Origin of the sequence: Nitrobacter vulgaris (assembly GCF_002028545.1) — a bacterium.
GTDB lineage: Bacteria > Pseudomonadota > Alphaproteobacteria > Rhizobiales > Xanthobacteraceae > Nitrobacter > Nitrobacter vulgaris.
Genome location: NZ_MWPQ01000049.1, coordinates 179,125 through 193,860 on the forward strand (window position 1 = coordinate 179,125; position 14,736 = coordinate 193,860).

General features: G+C 63.0%; 14 protein-coding genes. 4 read left to right on the forward strand and 10 right to left on the reverse strand.

What is annotated here, in order from left to right:
* Nucleotides 1-2,124, reverse strand: a complete 2,124-nt coding sequence (locus B2M20_RS13670; protein ID WP_079447574.1) for a pseudouridine synthase — start codon at nt 2,122-2,124, stop codon at nt 1-3.
* A 76-nt stretch (nt 2,125-2,200) separates the two neighbouring features.
* On the opposite strand from B2M20_RS13670, the gene B2M20_RS13675 reads away from it, so the two are divergent.
* Nucleotides 2,201-2,647: a nucleoside deaminase gene (locus B2M20_RS13675; protein WP_079447575.1), complete on the forward strand. Its 447-nt coding sequence runs from the start codon at nt 2,201-2,203 to the stop codon at nt 2,645-2,647.
* A 13-nt stretch (nt 2,648-2,660) separates the two neighbouring features.
* On the opposite strand, the gene purD is transcribed toward B2M20_RS13675, so the two are convergent.
* Nucleotides 2,661-3,938, reverse strand: coding sequence for a phosphoribosylamine--glycine ligase (gene purD, locus B2M20_RS13680; protein ID WP_079447576.1), 1,278 nt, complete (start codon nt 3,936-3,938; stop codon nt 2,661-2,663).
* Between the two features lie 81 nt (nt 3,939-4,019).
* On the opposite strand from purD, the gene xseA reads away from it, so the two are divergent.
* On the forward strand, nt 4,020-5,642 hold the full coding sequence (gene xseA / locus B2M20_RS13685) for an exodeoxyribonuclease VII large subunit (protein ID WP_079447693.1): 1,623 nt from the start codon (nt 4,020-4,022) through the stop codon (nt 5,640-5,642).
* Between the two features lie 141 nt (nt 5,643-5,783).
* Entirely contained in the window at nt 5,784-6,011 is a 228-nt protein-coding gene (locus B2M20_RS13690; RefSeq protein WP_079447577.1) for a DUF2093 domain-containing protein, read from the forward strand.
* A 100-nt stretch (nt 6,012-6,111) separates the two neighbouring features.
* On the opposite strand, the gene lpxK is transcribed toward B2M20_RS13690, so the two are convergent.
* The 6 genes from lpxK to B2M20_RS13720 form a co-directional block, all read right to left on the reverse strand.
* Entirely contained in the window at nt 6,112-7,119 is a 1,008-nt protein-coding gene (gene lpxK / locus B2M20_RS13695) for a tetraacyldisaccharide 4'-kinase (protein ID WP_079447578.1), read from the reverse strand.
* The gene (locus tag B2M20_RS13700) at nt 7,112-8,437 is read right to left on the reverse strand and encodes a 3-deoxy-D-manno-octulosonic acid transferase (protein ID WP_079447579.1); all 1,326 of its coding nucleotides are present in this window, start codon (nt 8,435-8,437) and stop codon (nt 7,112-7,114) included. The genes lpxK and B2M20_RS13700 overlap by 8 nt, the downstream gene beginning before the upstream one ends.
* Nucleotides 8,438-8,669: 232 nt before the next feature.
* Entirely contained in the window at nt 8,670-9,404 is a 735-nt protein-coding gene (locus B2M20_RS13705; RefSeq protein WP_079447580.1) for a lysophospholipid acyltransferase family protein, read from the reverse strand.
* On the reverse strand, nt 9,401-9,652 hold the full coding sequence (locus B2M20_RS13710; RefSeq protein WP_079447581.1) for a DUF4170 domain-containing protein: 252 nt from the start codon (nt 9,650-9,652) through the stop codon (nt 9,401-9,403). The genes B2M20_RS13705 and B2M20_RS13710 overlap by 4 nt, the downstream gene beginning before the upstream one ends.
* A 61-nt stretch (nt 9,653-9,713) precedes the next feature.
* A complete protein-coding gene (locus B2M20_RS13715; RefSeq protein WP_244553518.1) occupies nt 9,714-10,544 on the reverse strand; it encodes a 3'(2'),5'-bisphosphate nucleotidase CysQ in 831 nt (276 codons plus the stop codon).
* A gap of 135 nt (nt 10,545-10,679) precedes the next feature.
* Nucleotides 10,680-12,068 carry a TldD/PmbA family protein gene (locus tag B2M20_RS13720; protein ID WP_079447582.1) on the reverse strand — a complete coding sequence of 463 codons (1,389 nt, stop codon included), beginning with the start codon at nt 12,066-12,068 and terminating at the stop codon, nt 10,680-10,682.
* A 284-nt stretch (nt 12,069-12,352) separates the two neighbouring features.
* Between B2M20_RS13720 and B2M20_RS13725 the strand changes: the two genes are divergently transcribed.
* Entirely contained in the window at nt 12,353-12,874 is a 522-nt protein-coding gene (locus tag B2M20_RS13725) for a DUF6101 family protein (RefSeq protein WP_079447583.1), read from the forward strand.
* A gap of 80 nt (nt 12,875-12,954) precedes the next feature.
* On the opposite strand, the gene ubiA is transcribed toward B2M20_RS13725, so the two are convergent.
* Complete coding sequence (ubiA, locus tag B2M20_RS13730; RefSeq protein ID WP_079447584.1) at nt 12,955-13,878, reverse strand: 4-hydroxybenzoate octaprenyltransferase; 924 nt, start codon at nt 13,876-13,878, stop codon at nt 12,955-12,957.
* A gap of 10 nt (nt 13,879-13,888) precedes the next feature.
* Nucleotides 13,889-14,602: a hypothetical protein gene (locus tag B2M20_RS13735; RefSeq protein WP_079447695.1), complete on the reverse strand. Its 714-nt coding sequence runs from the start codon at nt 14,600-14,602 to the stop codon at nt 13,889-13,891.
* Nucleotides 14,603-14,736: the final 134 nt, after the last annotated feature.

The following is a 14,736-nucleotide window of genomic DNA, read 5'->3' on the forward strand; positions in this document are numbered from 1 at the left end:
TCAGTCCCGCGGCGTCAGATCGCGCTTGCCGTGATAGCCGCGCTTCGGCCGGCGAGGCGGACCGTAGCCATTGGCCTCAGATTCGTTGCGCGCCCGCGCCTCATCGCTGCCGGTCCGCTGCACCACGACGCTGCGGCCCTTGCGATCCGCGATCACCGCGCGCTTGGTTCTTGCCTTGTTGTCTTTCTTGCTGCGCAACGGTGTACCGTCGCGGCCGAGCTTTGGTTCGGTGTCGGCTTCGGCGGCCGCGCCTGCGAAATTCGCGTTGGCGAGCGCGGCAATCTTCTCACCAAGCTGTTCACGCAGCACGCGGGTCTTGACCTCCTCCACCTCACCTTCCGCGATCTCGGCAAGCTGGAACGGCCCGTAGGAGATGCGGATCAGCCGGTTCACTTCAAGCCCGAGATGCGCCATCACATTGCGCACTTCACGATTCTTGCCCTCGCGGATCGCAAAAGTCAGCCACACGTTGGCACCCTGATCGCGTTCCAGCGTGGCGTCGATCGAACCATACTTGACGCCATCGACCTCGACGCCGTTTTTCAACTGATCAAGCTGAGCCTGCGTCACCTCACCATGGGCGCGAACACGATAGCGCCGCAGCCAGCCAGTGTCGGGCAGTTCCAACGCGCGTGCCAGGCCGCCGTCGTTTGTCAGCAGTAGCAGTCCTTCGGTGTTGAAATCGAGCCGGCCAACACTGATCAGACGCGGCAAACCTTCGGGCAGGTTGTCGAATACGGTCGGCCGACCTTCGGGATCGGCGTGGGTCGTCATTAGTCCGCGCGGCTTGTGATACAAGAACAGCCGCGTGCGCTCGCGCTCCGGCAACGGCTGGCCATCAACCGTGATGACGTCGCGCGAGGTCACATCAAGCGCTGGCGAATTGATGACGCGGCCGTTGACGGCGACGCGACCTTGCGTGACCCATTCCTCAGCGTCGCGGCGCGAGGCGAGGCCCGCGCGCGAGATCACTTTGGCGATGCGTTCGCCGGCTTTCTTTGGCTTTGGCTCGGGCCGTGTACCGCGCCGGTCGTCGTCAGGCTTGCGTTCACGATAGGCGCCGCGTCCCCCGAACGCCGGACGTTTTGCGAAAACCTTGCTGTCGTCCTCATTGTCACGACGCGGGCGATCGTCGCGATCACTGCGACGGGGACGATCCTCGCCATCGTCGCGGCGTGGCCGCTCCTGCCAGGCATTGCGGGCACCACGAGGACGGTCGCCGTCGGGACGATCCTGTCGCGGGCGATCGAAGCGCGGACGATCATCGGAGTAGCGATCATAACGCGGACGATCGCCTTGAGGACGGTCAAACTTGCGAGGACCGCGATCGGCACCCGCAGCGCGCTCAGGGCGATCCTCGCGTGGTTTCGAAAATCGTGGACGCCCTGCGCCGCCGCGATCATCGCGCGGGCCGGCGTCGCGCTTCTGCCACGGCTTTTCGTCACCCCTGTCGCGGCCCTCACGGTCACCAAACTCTTTGCGCGGTCCACGCGAGCCGCGGTCGGGTGTCCCGCGTGAAAACTTCTTGTCGCCGAAGGGGCGATCTCCGCGCGGCGTATACGGACGTTTCTCGCCGCCACCCTCGCGCGGCGGACGCGCGCTATAAGGCCGATCACCTTGCGGCCGCGCACGCTGCGGACGGTCGCCGTCTTTCCGAAAACCCTCGCCGCGTGGGGTGTAGGGACGCTTCTCGCCAAATTTCTTATCGGCAAAACGGCCTGCAGGACGTGTGTCGCCACTGTCACGCGCGCGATCGTCACGTTTGAAGGCTGAGCGCTCGCCGCGAGGTGAATCCCCGCGCGGCGTGTAGGAACGCTTCGCGCCGCCGTCGTCGCGATTGAACCGAGGCCGCGCGGTCTCACCATCCTCACGCTTGCCCGCGCCCGCATACGGCTTCCTGGCATAGGACTTCTTGCCAGAAGGCTTCGCGCCATCGGATTTGCCGGCATAGGGCCGCTTGTCACCTTCGCCTCTGTCGGACTTGCCAGCCAAGCCGCGCTTGGCGAGCTTCTTTTCCGGACCGCGCGCCACGCCGGATCGGCTCTTGGGCTTGTCCTTGCCGCCGGAGGGCCGATCACGCCGGCCGCGCGGGCGCGCATTGTCTTTATCGTTATCGCGGGGCATGAATGATCTCGCTACGGGCACAAGGTCCGACTGAGTGAGAGCGCCTCTTAACAGGGTTCGCGGCGGGATACGAGGCATGACCGCACCATCTTTCATGGACATGGCGCTCGGAGCCGCCGAAAAGGCGGGCAAAGCAGGGGAAGTGCCGATCGGCTGCGTGATCGTGCGGGGAAATGAAGTCATTGCATCGGCAGGAAACCGCACCCTGATCGATCGCGACCCCACCGCCCATGCCGAAGTTCTGGCCCTCCGGGCCGCCGCGCGCATTCTCGGCAGCGAACGACTGACGGACTGCGATCTCTATGTGACGCTGGAACCCTGCACGATGTGCGCGGCGGCGATCTCGTTCGCGCGGATTCGGCGACTCTATTACGGCGCAGGAGACCCCAAAGGCGGCGCGGTGGAGTCCGGCGTGCGATTCTTTGCCGCGCCGACCTGCCATCATCGGCCGGAGGTGTATCCGTCCGTCGGCGAAAACCAGGCGGCGGCGCTGCTGCGGGATTTCTTCAAGGCGCGGCGGTAAAGATTCGCATCTATCAGCCCCTCTCCCGCGCCACCGCCCGAAGGCCGATGTCACGGCGGCAGAAACCCTCAGGCCATTTGATGCGATCGACCGCCTCATAAGCGTGGGCTTGCGCCTCCGCGACGGTCTTGCCTGACGCGCAGACGTTCAGGACGCGACCGCCACCCGCGAGAATCTGCCCGTCCTCTTCCCTGGTTCCTGCATGAAAAATCTCCACGCCCTCAACCTTGGCGGCATCGTCGAGTCCCTCAATGCGCGTCCCCTTCGCGTAATTGCCGGGATAACCCTTCGCCGCCATCACCACCGTCAATGCCGGATCGGGAAACCAGCGCAGATCGAAATGCTTCAACTGTCCGTCACAGACCGCGAATAGCGCCGGCACGATGTCCGACATCATCCGCAGCATCAGCACCTGGCATTCCGGATCGCCGAAACGGACGTTGTACTCGATCAGTTTCGGTCCCTGTTCCGTGATCATCAGGCCGGCAAACAGCACGCCCTTGAAAGGCGCGCCTTTTTCCCGCATGGCGCGCAATGTTGGAACGATGATCTCATCCATGGTGCGGCGGCACATCTCGGTGGTCATCACGGGCGCCGGCGAATAAGCGCCCATCCCGCCGGTGTTCGGCCCTTGGTCGCCATCGAACGCACGCTTGTGGTCCTGCGCCGTCGCCAGCGCCAGCGCGTGTTCGCCGTCGCACAGCGCGAAGAACGAAGCCTCCTCGCCACGCAGGAACTCCTCGACCACGATCTGAGCGCCGGCGGCGCCGAAGCCGCCCTCGAACATCATGTCGACCGCCGCCAGCGCCTCGTCCAGCGTCGTCGCGACCACGACACCCTTGCCGGCTGCAAGCCCGTCGGCCTTGATGACGACCGGTGCGCCCTGCGCGTGGATATAGCTCTTCGCCGCCGCGGCATCGTCGAAGCGTCCATAGGCCGCTGTCGGAATGCTGTTGGCGTTGCAGATATCCTTGGTGAAGCCCTTCGAGCTTTCGAGCTGCGCGGCGGCTTTGCAGGGGCCGAACCCCTTGATGCCCGCAGTCGCGAGATCGTCGACAATACCTGCGGCGAGTGGCGCTTCCGGACCGACCACCACCAGATCAACCTTGTTGGTCTTGCAGAACGCGATCACCGCGGCATGGTCCGCGATATCGAGCACCACGCATTCGGCCTCGCGCGCGATCCCGGCATTCCCCGGCGCGCACCAGAGTTTCGTCAGCAGCGGCGAACCGGCGATTTTCCAGGCCAGCGCATGTTCGCGGCCGCCGGAACCAAGCAGAAGAATGTTCATGAACGACCGCCGATCCAGCCTTTCGTGTGGTTTCCAAGCGGTTTAGCATGGTAATGCGGACGAGCAACAGAAGTGAGCCTGATGCCCGCAAACCCAGCACAGCTTTTGGCGAACTCGCCGGAATATACCGTCTCCGAGTTGTCCTCGGCGCTGAAACGCACCGTGGAGGACACTTACGGCCATGTGCGGGTTCGCGGTGAGATATCCGGCTTTCGCGGGCCGCACGCTTCGGGCCATTGCTATTTCGCGCTGAAGGACGAAAGCGCCAAGATCGAGGCGGTGATCTGGAAAGGTGTCCACGGCCGAATGCGGTTCAAGCCGCAGGAGGGTCTAGAAGTCATCGCCACCGGCAAGCTGACCACCTATCCGGGCTCGTCGAAATACCAGATCGTGATCGAGGCGATCGAGCCTGCCGGAATCGGCGCGCTGATGGCGCTGATGGAGGAGCGCAAGAAGAAGCTCGCGGCGGAAGGACTATTCGATGAAGCCCGCAAGCAGTTGCTTCCCTGGCTGCCTGAGGTCATTGGGGTGGTGACCTCCCCGACCGGCGCAGTGATCCGCGACATCCTGCATCGACTGGAGGATCGTTTTCCTCGCCGGGTGCTGGTATGGCCGGTGCGGGTGCAGGGCGAAGGCTCGGCGGAACAGATTGCCGCCGCCATCGACGGATTCAATGCGCTGCCGGACGGCGGACACATTCCGCGCCCCGATCTCCTGATCGTCGCGCGCGGCGGCGGCTCGCTCGAAGACCTCTGGTCGTTCAACGAGGAAATCGTGGTCCGCGCCGCAGCCGGCAGCATGATCCCGCTGATCTCGGCGGTGGGTCACGAGACCGACGTGACGCTGATCGACTTCGCCGCCGATCAGCGGGCGCCAACACCGACTGCGGCCGCCGAAATGGCAGTGCCGGTCCGGTCTGATCTGGTGGTCGAAGTCTCTAGCCTCGCGGCCCGCGCCCTCGTCGCGTGGAAACGAGGTCACGACGACCGGCGGACCGAATTGCGCTCCGCCGCCCGCGCGCTACCAGGGGCGAGCGAGCTGCTCGCCATTCCCCGCCAGAAGGTTGACAGCGCCGCGGCAGCGCTACCGCGCGCCTTGCGCGCAAGCACGAACGTGCATCATCGCCGCTTCACGCGGATTTCCGGCGGACTCACGCTGCGCGTGCTGCGCTCTCAGGTGGCCCACGCAAAACAATCCGTCGCCGCAACCAGCGCGAGGCTCTCACACTGCACGCAGGTCGGGCTGCGTCACCGCCGCGACCGCTTCGCGGGACTGGCCGTCCGGCTCAGGACGTCAAGATTCGCCAACGCCCAAGCGCAGCGCGATCGGATCACGCGCGACGACGAGCGCACCCAGCGGCTTTTCGAGCGCGCGCGACGAGCGCTCGTCACCTTGCTACAGCAGCATGAGACGCGCATGACGCATTCGGCCAAGTTGCTGGCGGCGGTCTCCTATCGGGGCGTGCTCGCGCGGGGCTTCGTGCTGGTTCGCGACGACGCCGGACGCGCCCTGCGGTCCGCAGCGGCGGTCGGTTCCGGCGCACGACTCACGCTGGAATTCGCTGACGGACAGGTGAACGCAACCTCCGACGTCAATCGAACCGCAGCGACATCATCCAGCCCAGGGTCGAGCCCCAAGAGCCAGCCCAGACCGGCATCCAGCAGGCGCGCAACCAAGCCTGCCGATCAAGGAAATCTTTTCTAAAAGGATCATTCGCCAAATTGAAGCGTGAGCGCCGGCAGCAGGCTGGTGTATGTTGCCGCATGGTCCAATATGCTACTGATGGGACCGAACTCCGAAAGGCGGCCGGATAGCAATGAAATATTGTGATCCTGGAGAGAAGCAGTGCTGAATAAATTTGGCCAATCCAGTCAGAGCGAAGCGCGTGTGCAGTATCTCGATGGCGATTTCCGGGTGATTTCGCCGGGAACCTACGTCCGTTGCGCTGTCACCGACGCTCGCATTCCACTCGACGAGCTAAAATACTGGAGTGTCGACCTGCAGGAAGCCTACGCTCTCCCGAGCGCAGTCTTGCAGCGCCATTACCCGGGCGCATTCAAGACGTCCTCATAACCATAGAACCCGCTTCTGATGGAATCAGTAGCGGACTCTATGATTTGCGTTCGACGCGTTTTCTTCACGCGAACCGGTATCCGCTTCGCTCGAAAACGCCCTATCGCCGCGCACGGTTGAGCCTGTCGGTCAGAAACGACCGCAACAACGGTTCATCGTCAAAGGCAAGCCTGACTGCGAAGGGTACGACGGTCTGCGCGAACGCGGCCAGACTTTCACTATTGCGCAGCCGCGCCAGATCTTTTTCCGTCGTCACCAACGTTAAACCATCCTGCTCGCCAGCGGCTTGTAGCTCGGCTACGTCGCGTTGCGAAAACGGATAATGATCCGCGAACGCACGCTCTGTCACCACATCGACGCCGCAGGCCCGCAGACTGCGGAAGAACCGCGAGGGATCGCCGATTCCAGCAAAGGCTAGGACACGTCTGCCGCGAAGGGCCGCAATCGAAGCGTCATCCGGAACAACCCGTGCCCGAAATACAGGTCCTCCCCGCACCTTCACACGTGCTGCAACTTCGTCCGCGGCGGCACCAATGCCGACGATCACCAGCGCATCGGTGCGGGCCAGTTGGGGCGGCAGCGGCGCCCGCAGCGGTCCGGCCGGAAAAACCTGGCCGTTACCGAGGCCGCGATCGCCATCGATCACGATCAGCGAGATATCCTTCGCGAGCGCCGGGTTCTGAAAGCCATCGTCCATCAAGATCACGCTGGCCGCCAACGCGCGGGCCGGCGCGACGCCCGCCCTCCGTTGCCGTGACACGATCACAGGGATCGTCCGTGCCATCATCAACGGCTCATCGCCGACATCGGCAGCCGCATGTCGGTGCGGATCGACGTGCACCGGGCCGTGCAGCCGTCCGCCATAGCCGCGGCTGAGCACCACCGGCGTTTCACCGAGCGAGCGGAGAATGCCAGCCAGCGCCATCACGGTCGGCGTCTTGCCCGCGCCGCCGACATGATAGTTTCCGACACAGATCACCGGCACCCCCGCGCGCAGACCCGTCCGTGTCAGCCGCCCCGCGGCGATCGCGCCGTAAAGCGCGCCAACAGGCATGAGCAACCGCGAAAGCAATGATGATTGCCTGTGCCAAAAGGCCGGCTCACGCATCGGCCGCCCGTCGTTCAAATTGCAACTGCAGAAGATATGGCTCGAGCGCGGTCAGCGTGCGATCCAGCGCCCCGCCGAGCCTTTCCACCACCTGAGTCGCGGCCGCCGCCGCGGCATCGCGGGCCGCGGAATCGTTGAGAAGGTAGCCAAACTGCTTCGTCAGCGCATCGCCGTCGTCAACCCGCCATGCGCCACCCGCGCGGTCGAGCGCGTAATAAACATCTGGGAAGTTGAAGACGTGCGGCCCATGCACAATGGATGCATTGAGCTTGACTGCCTCAATCGGATTCTGCCCGCCATGCGGCACCAGCGACCCCCCCATGAAAACGATTGGCGCCAGCCGGTAGAACAATCCCAGTTCGCCGATGGTATCGGCGATATAGATGTCCGTTCTCGCCGTCGGCAATTGTTCCAGCGAGCGCCGCGTCCCTTGCGCGCCGGACGCCACCACCATCCGGGCGATGGCCTCGCCCCGATCCGGGTGGCGTGGAACGATCACCGTCAGCAGCGATGGAAAATGATTGGCCAACGTTCGATGCGCGGTGAGCAGCATCTCTTCCTCGCCCGGATGGGTCGAGGCCGCCACCACCACCGGACGGCCGCGGGTGACGAACAGCAGTCGTTCCAGCTTGGCGTCGTCGGCCGGAGGCGCCTGTACGTCGAGCTTGAGATTGCCGGTGATGACGACGTTGCGCGCCCCGAGTGTTGTGAAACGCTCCGCGTCGATTTCGGACTGGACCAAGCAGATATCGAACCGGCTCAACAGCGCAGCGATTGTTCGGGACGCCCGCCGCCAGCGCGGGAACGAGCGGCGCGACATCCGCCCGTTGATCAGCACAATCGGTATATGGCGCCTAGCACCAGCCAGAATCAGATTGGGCCACAAGTCTGATTCGATAAAGAGCGCAAGGCCGGGTTGCCAATGATCGAGAAAACGCTCCACGAAGCGGGGCGAGTCGTAGGGGATATACTGGTGAATGATATCCGGCGGGAACCGCTTCGCGGCGACGGCCGCCGACGTGACCGTGCCCGACGTGACCAAAATGCCCATTCCGAGCGCGCGCAGCCGCTCAATCAACGCCGCTGCCGCCAGCACTTCGCCAACGCTGGCCCCGTGGATCCAGACCAGCGGGCCTCCGGGGCGGGGCTGTCGGGCGATGCCACGACGCTCATTGATGCGCGCCGGGTCTTCCTTGCCCTGTTTCAAACGCCGCTTCAGAAGAATGGGCGTCAGCGGCCCGGCAGCGGCGGACAGTCTGCGATAGAAGCGCAGCGTCGCCGGCAGGCTGGTACCCGCTTTCCGAAGTTCGTGAGACATCACAACACCCCCTTAACGAACCTCGGAAAGCAAAGGGTACCAGCAACTTTATGATTCTAGTACCGCTTTCGATTTGAAATTCCCGAAGATGACCCCGCTGCAAGGGGTGCAGGAATTTCAAATCGGCGGTACTAGATTCTGATTCAACTGTGTTGAACCAGAATCTAACCCTACCCCTTTGATTGAGCATGATCTCATCCGAAAACCGGATTCCACTTTTCGGGATCATGCTCTAGGCATGACCCGCCTCGTATTCGGGACCAGCCTCGAGTTCGGGCCGGCCGACTTTCGTGTAAGCGCGTCGCGTCGCATCGTTCAATGTCGCCTCCAGCCGCACCCTCAGCATCTCCATCATCTGCGCATCGGCGTCGGCAGGAACCGCAATCGGCTCCCCGCCAACCAAGGCGCCGCGTCCGAACGGCAGGTTAATCGTCGTGCGATCCCAGTTATTCAGGCGGATGAAGCGGCTCGTCGCCATTGCAAATGGCATGATGGTCCGCCCCGATTCACGCGCCAGCATGATAATGCCCAGACCGGCGATCCGCGAGCGCTTCGGCACATCGGCGGTCAGGGCCATGTTGTAGCCCTCCTCCAGTGCACGGACCATTTCCTTGAAGGCGCCGACGCCACCCTTGCGATTGAATGCGGAGCCGTGGTCGCCGGAGCCGCGAATGGTCTCAATCCCCAGCTTCTCCGCGGCGAGCGCGTTAAACTCGCCGTCGCGGTGACGCGAAATCAGAACTTTGCCGCGATGCTCCGCCCGCTTGATGAACGGCGTCATAAAATGCTGTCCATGCCAGAACGCGAGGATCACCGGCATCTGCGGCTCGACTATGTCGTAAACATCCTCGGGATCATAGCTGAACCTGTTGGTTCGCCAAACCAGCCATAAAAAGCCCGCGGCCAGAAGGCCTGCGAACTGCTGAAACCCGCGGGAGCGCAGCAAATTGCGAAGCAGTTTTCTCAATGGGCGGGCTTCGTATCTTGACCAGGATCGAGCAGCCGATGGAGGTGCACGATGAAATACCGCATGTGGGCGTTATCAACCGTCTGCTGCGCCTTCGCCTTCCAGACGGCATGGGCCGATGCGTAGTTCGGATAAAGGCCGACGATCTCGACCTCGTCGAGGTCCTTGAAGGTCGTATGCGCGAGATCGGTCAGTTCGCCTCCGATCACGAGATGGAGCAACTGCTGGGGCGGACTGTCTGGCTGCATTGCCCGTTGTCCTACTATGTCGCCGGCCGTCAGGCAAATACCATCAAAGTCAGCAGCCAACCTATGCCAGCGGACGATCCCGAACATGCGCGAGAATGCGCGCGTGGCGAGAATGGCCAGCCGCGACCAACACGCCGTGCGTCACCTCGGCACGATTATAGAGGATCGGCTCGCCCCCGAGCGAGGTCATTTTACCATTCGCCTCATTCACGATCAAATCGGCCGCGGCGAGATCCCAATCGTGGCTCTGGCCGCCGGCAAACGCCGCGTCGATTCTGCCGTTCGCCACGCGGCATAGTCGTAACGCCAGCGAACTGACCCTCGGACAAAGGGCGGCATCGTTCGGCCGCAGGTCCAGTTTTTCCAGAAGCGGCTTCGGCCCTGCGATTCTTGAAAAATCCAGATCGTCGCCGTGGGTCGCCCCGACCGGAAGACCGTTGCAGGTCGTGCCCTGCCCGCGCTCAGCAAGAAAAAACTCGTCCGTAGCCGGCGCGAACACAGCCGCGAGCAGCGGCGAGACATTCTCCACCAGAGCGACGCTGACGCACCATTCGTCATGGCCGGCGAGATAGCCGCGCGTGCCGTCGATCGGATCGACGATCCACACCCTCCTCTTGCCGAGCCGCAAGAGATCGTCGGCGCTTTCCTCGGACAACCAGCCGTAATCCGGAAGCGCGCGCAGCTTGCTGGCAATAAGATCATTAACGGCGATGTCCGCTTCCGAAACCGGGGACGACACTCCCTTGGTCCAGGTTCGCAGCTGGGTGCGGCGCATCGCAAGCGCCAGCAATCCCGCCTCGCGCACCGTTTCGATCAGTAAGGCGCGGTCCCGCGCTAAAATGTCGGCGCGGCCGTCGGCGCTAGTGGAGTGGATTTGACACTCGCTACTCACCTGAACCGCAATCTCCCGATACGAATGTCAAATTCAGAACCCTGCTCGAACCTTATAATTTCTAGCGGTTCTCTGACTCCAACATTCGCAAGAACGCTCACTGAAACGCGATGCGAATGTTTAGAATCGGACCCCTTAGAGCCCACCAACAGTCAACCCTTCGATGCGGACGGTCGGTGCGTTGGTGCCGTAGCGAAACGCGAGATCGTTGGCAGGTGTCAGCGATTTGAACATCTCGATCAGATGCCCGGCAATGGTGATCTCACTGACTGGATAGGTGATCTCGCCGTTCTCGATCCAGAATCCGGAAGCGCCGCGACTATAGTCGCCGGTCACGCCGTTGACGCCGGAGCCGATCAGGTCGGTAACGTAGAAACCCTGTTCGACGTCCGCGATCAATTCGCGCGGCGTCAGTTCTCCCGCCTCAAGATGCAGGTTATACGATCCCGGCGATGGCGACGATGAAACGCCACGGTGGGCGTGACCGGTCGTGGTTAGTCCAAGCTCCCGCGCGGTCGCTGAATCCAATAGCCATGACGTCAAAACGCCGTCGTCGATCACCGCGAGCTTCTTGGTCGCGACCCCTTCGGCGTCGAAGGATTGCGAGCGCAAACCACGCATCCGCAATGGATCGTCGACGATCCGGATTCCTTTCGCGAACAACTGCTGGCCAAGCCGATCTTTCAGGAAACTGGTCTTGCGCGCGATCGCCGCACCATTGGCAGCGCTCACGACATGGCCGACCAGCGAGCCCGCGACGCGAGGATCGAACACCACCGGCACCTTGCAGGTCGCAACCTTGCGCGGATTGGCGCGCGCTACCGCGCGTTCGCCCGCGCTGCGGCCGATGCTGGCCGGAGACATGAGATCAGATCCATGAAGTGCGGAACTGAAATCGTAATCGCGTTCCATGCCGGTGCCGTCGCCGACGATCGCCATCATCGAGATGCCCTGGCTCGAACGCAGATAGCTTCCGTGGAAACCGGTGCTCGTCACCAATACCATGCCGCTGATGCCGGTGGACGCCGACGCGCCGCCGGATTTGGTCACGCCCTTGACCGCAAGACCTGCCGCCTCAGCTTCGACCGCTCGGCGTTCGAGTTCCGCCGTCGACGGCATCACACGATCGAGCAGATCGAGATCGGGGAAATTTTGTGCCAGCAATGACGGGTCGGCGAGTCCGACATAGCGATCCTCGGGCGCGACGCGCGCCATCGCGACAGCGCGTTCGGCGAGCTTCGCAACATTATCGCCGCCGACATCGTTGGTCGAGACGGTGGCCTGCCGCCTGCCAACCAGCACACGCAGTCCAACGTCATCACCCTCCGACCGCTCCGATTCCTCGACGCGGCCGTCGCGAACCTCGACACCTTGTGAGACGCCCCGCACGGCAACCGCATCCGCATCATCAGCGCCTGCGCGCTTCGCCGCCTCGACCAGTCGCCCGGCGAGTTCACTGAGGGCGGATTGATCGAACAGCTCGGATACGACGGATTCCGTCGATGAATTTGGTGAAGATATCACGAATAAAATCCCGGGTCTTCGACAAGACCGGCGCGCAAGCGGGTCCGTCATGAGATGTGCTTATTCTACGCGGACTTCAAGCATTCAATGAAGCGGGTATTAAAGATTATCCGCGCCCCGGCAAGAACCCGTCAAGCATGTCGGCCAACGGTCTGTCAATCATGCGCGCGAATGGTAGGCGGGCTATTTTCGATTAACCAGCCTTTTTAAGCAAATCCGGACCGCGCTCTGGCAAGCTCTCGCCCATCGACCGGAAACATAATTCCGGCGGGGAGAGTGAAGCCGTGAGGCGTCAAACAGCAACAGGCGGGATCAATCCCGCTGGGTCGAGCCGTAGCCTGCGGCTCGACCCTCTTTCACTGCCTGTCAGTTTCGCCGCGCGCGACAGCCGAGCCGACGGCGGCATCCGGCAGATCGAACTTCATCGCGAGTGCGTGACGCTGCACCGCGCGGTGCGCGGCATGAAAATGACAATCAGCGTACGCGTCAGCGAATTCATCGGCGTCACCGTGCGCGAGACTGCCGACGGTCGAGCGCTCGTGCTGCTTCACCGCGATCCGTCGCTTGTCATTCCCCTTCTTGTGACCGAGGACGCCGATGAACGTGCCGTAGCGTGGCAAGCCTGGAGCGAGATCCTCGCGCTTCCTCAGCTTGCCGACGACAGGCGCGATCCTGCGCCACGTCGGCGACGGAGCAATACCATCAGCGGGCGACGCCCGACCTTCCTGATGCGGCGGCGCGGCGGTGATCTGCTCAACCCCGCAGCAATCTATCGGGGCGAACGCGAGATCATCGCGCGACACTAAACGTTCGAGAAAGCATCCTCGGCTGTTCGTTCTATTCGTTCACTGCAGGGCGTTAGAACCGCTTCGGGATCATGTCCCGGCTATAGCCACGCGCTGGCCAGCAACCCTGCAAACAACAACAGTCCTGCATCGCGGTTGGACTTGAAAATCCACAGGCAGAGCCGGGAGTCGCCGATCTCGATCCGGGCGATCTGCCAGGCGAGATGCGCGGCAAAGGCCGTAAGGCCGATCCATGCCGGCCACCGCGCGCCCCCGAGATGCACGGCAACGCCGATCAGGACGACGGCCAGCCCGTAGAAGATCGCCAGCGCTAAGCGCGTGCGCTCACCAAACAGCAGTGCGGTGGACTTGATACCTATGAACGCGTCGTCGTCTGCGTCCTGATGTGCATAGATCGTGTCATAGCCGATCACCCATGCGACCGTCCCCGCATACAGCGCCAGCGCGGCCGCATCGATGCGGCCCAGCACAACTGCGAATCCCATCAGTGCGCCCCAGGAGAACGCGAGGCCGAGTACGACCTGCGGCCAATAGGTAATGCGCTTCATGAAAGGATAGGCCGCAACAATGAGGAGCGAGGCAATTCCCGTTGCAATGGCAAAGTGGTTGAACTGCAGCAGCACCACCAGCCCGACCAGCGCCTGCACAACGAGAAACACGAGCGCCTGTGTCACCGTAACCTGTCCCGCCGGAATAGGGCGCGACTGCGTACGCTCCACGCGCGCATCGAGATCGCGGTCAGTAATATCGTTCCAGGTGCAGCCAGCGCCGCGCATCGCAAACGCGCCGATGAGAAACAGCGCGATCGTGAGAGGAAGCTGGCTCACATCACGGGCGAGGTGCGAAGCCAGCGCCGTCGACCATAGGCACGGTATCAACAGCAGCCACGACCCGATCGGACGGTCCAGCCGCGACAGCCTGAGATAGGGGCGCGCCCACAGCGGCGCGCGGCTATCGACCCAATTGCCGACCGAGTCCGCGACGCGCGCAGCCGCATCGCTCATCAAAATCCCGTCATCGTGTGAGAGCGTTGCCGCTCAAGGTATCGAACGTGCTGCCGCCCTTCTTCGGCGTGGTTGCCTCAGGCAATCCGCCGGATGCCGACCCCAGAGCCTCGCTGAGGCTCGGGCCGGCCGGGCCGCGCATCTGCGCCTGCTTCGCCACGTCGCAAACCTTCTGCTCCATCGTCTCGGTCGCCTTGTGGTTGTTGCGCATCTGCGTCCCGACATTATCGGGAATTCCACATCTCCGGGAATTCGTATCGATGAATTTGATCATCTTGGCTTCCGCCTGCGAATACTGCCCGATCAATTTGCAGGCTTCGTCGGGCGGCGCCTTACGGGCGCTGGCGGTCTGGATCAACTTGCCCCGTTTCTCAGCCGCCTCACGCAGCGGCATAAATTCCTTCATGCAATCTTCGCCACCGGGCGGGCCCGCCTGCTGGCGCGCAGGCGCTCCGAAACTACCCACCGGCGCTGCGCCTCCGGACGGAAATGAAGCGGGCGCGCCTGCCGTCGCAGAGGTTCCGTTGACGGGGGGAAACGGCGAGTCCTGAGGCGCAGCAGCGTTCTGCGTGGGCGCCCCGTTAACCGGCGGAAACGCCGGATCGTTGACCGTTCCGGTTGAGCTATTAGGCAATGGCGCCGGAAACGGTGTTTGACCGAGCGCGCCCGTGGTGCCGATAGCGAAAACCGCGAGCGTCAGCGGAACGATCATGCGCAGAATGATCACAGCATTCCTCCGGCAGGGTCAAACGCCCAAGCCAACCTTTACCAACAAACGACCTGCCTTGATGTCCGATTTGTACGATCGCGGCCGATTCCTAACAACCCGACGAATTGGGCGAGAGCGCGACGCTTGGT

Bases quoted from the DNA above. Each gene is read 5' to 3' on its own strand.
- B2M20_RS13675 (WP_079447575.1), top strand. From the start codon at position 2,201: ATGACCGCACCATCTTTCATGGACATGGCGCTCGGAGCCGCCGAAAAG.
- purD (WP_079447576.1), bottom strand. From the start codon at position 3,938: ATGAACATTCTTCTGCTTGGTTCCGGCGGCCGCGAACATGCGCTGGCC.
- lpxK (WP_079447578.1), bottom strand. From the start codon at position 7,119: ATGCGTGAGCCGGCCTTTTGGCACAGGCAATCATCATTGCTTTCGCGG.
- ubiA (WP_079447584.1), bottom strand. From the start codon at position 13,878: ATGAGCGATGCGGCTGCGCGCGTCGCGGACTCGGTCGGCAATTGGGTC.
- B2M20_RS13710 (WP_079447581.1), bottom strand. From the start codon at position 9,652: ATGCAGCCAGACAGTCCGCCCCAGCAGTTGCTCCATCTCGTGATCGGA.
- B2M20_RS13700 (WP_079447579.1), bottom strand. From the start codon at position 8,437: ATGTCTCACGAACTTCGGAAAGCGGGTACCAGCCTGCCGGCGACGCTG.
- B2M20_RS13670 (WP_079447574.1), bottom strand. From the start codon at position 2,124: ATGCCCCGCGATAACGATAAAGACAATGCGCGCCCGCGCGGCCGGCGT.
- xseA (WP_079447693.1), top strand. From the start codon at position 4,020: ATGCCCGCAAACCCAGCACAGCTTTTGGCGAACTCGCCGGAATATACC.